Origin of the sequence: Faecalibacterium sp. AF10-46 (genome assembly GCF_003604105.1) — a bacterium.
GTDB classification, from domain to species: domain Bacteria; phylum Bacillota; class Clostridia; order Oscillospirales; family Ruminococcaceae; genus Faecalibacterium; species Faecalibacterium taiwanense.
In genome coordinates this window covers 1-1,134 of sequence record NZ_QVGY01000031.1, presented here as the reverse complement: position 1 = coordinate 1,134, position 1,134 = coordinate 1, and the positions used below count along the sequence as shown (strand labels likewise).

The window sequence follows — 1,134 nt, the reverse complement described above, 5'->3', positions numbered from 1 at the left end:
TTCTTGCGTGTCCGAAGGGCACTCTTGATTTTTCGGGAAGTGTCTTTGGCGTACATTTCATTGATGATGTTTCTGAACGGAGCAATATCCATCTGGGATTGCTCGTTGGAATCATAACCATCGTTGATTGCAATATAGCGGACACCGTGTTCCGGAAAAAAGATTTCCATATACGTTCCGGTTTCGATGTGGTTGCGTCCAAGTCGGGACTGGTCTTTGGTAATGACTGTTGCCACCTTTCCTTCCCGGATATCATCCAGAAGTTCCTGAAAGGCAGGGCGGTCAGAGTTCGTACCGCTGTAACCATCATCAACGTAGAACTGGCAATTCCCGAAACCGTTGCGTGTGGCATACTCCATAAGCATCGCCTTTTGAGTGCGGATGCTCAGGCTTTCGCTGTTTGAACCGTCATCTTTTGACAGCCGGCAGTATAAAGCAGTTACTTTTTTGTCCTTTTCCATGTGTACCTCCATAATGGAAAAGAGACCTCATCAATCACATTGTAGCGGATGCTGCGTGATGATGCAAGCCCTTTTCCGCAGTAAAACGTCCAATTAACCAGCGGCGAGATACGATTCGGCAGTTTTACGAATTTCTTCTTCCGCAAGCCGCTGAAAAAGCGTATTCATCGGCACATTGCCGATATAATGGCGTTCCACGATCAGGCGCACAGACTTCGGACTTCTCGGCGCACGTTTGCGTGTAGTGGGCTTCTTCTCAGATTTTTCTTTGTTCAAGGGCAGACCTCCTCATTCATGTGGTGCAAATACGGAAAGGAATGGATGGATTCTATTCGTTTTTCTCTTTTTGTTTTATTACGTTGGTTAGGTGAAAGTTTTCTTTGATACAGTCTTAAAGGCTGCTATACTGCATAGGAAAAATATCTTTTGCAGATGCCATTAAGAATCTGCATCGCAGAATCGTGATTTTGGCGGTTCTTGAATCGTGAAAAACGCAGAACTATTCAACATTTGGAATTTTTACAAAGATGTGATTGGGCGAAGAAAACCGCGTTCGTCTGCGCTCAATCAATCCCGCAGCGTCCAATTCCTTAAGCGCACTGGAAACACTGACCGTGCTGCGCCCTAGCTGCTCAGCCAAAGAGCAAATCGTAAAAATGACAAACACGAAACC

Annotated in this window: 2 protein-coding genes; both read right to left on the bottom strand. The window is 45.6% G+C overall.

Features of this window, described 5'->3' with window-relative positions:
• The coding region (locus tag DWV57_RS14230; RefSeq protein ID WP_165853711.1) for a recombinase family protein at nucleotides 1–473 on the bottom strand (473 nt) is incomplete at its 3' end.
• Between the two features lie 81 nt (nucleotides 474–554).
• Nucleotides 555–737, bottom strand: coding sequence for a hypothetical protein (locus DWV57_RS14225; RefSeq protein ID WP_005924684.1), 183 nt, complete (start codon nucleotides 735–737; stop codon nucleotides 555–557).
• Nucleotides 738–1,134 lie beyond the last annotated feature (397 nt).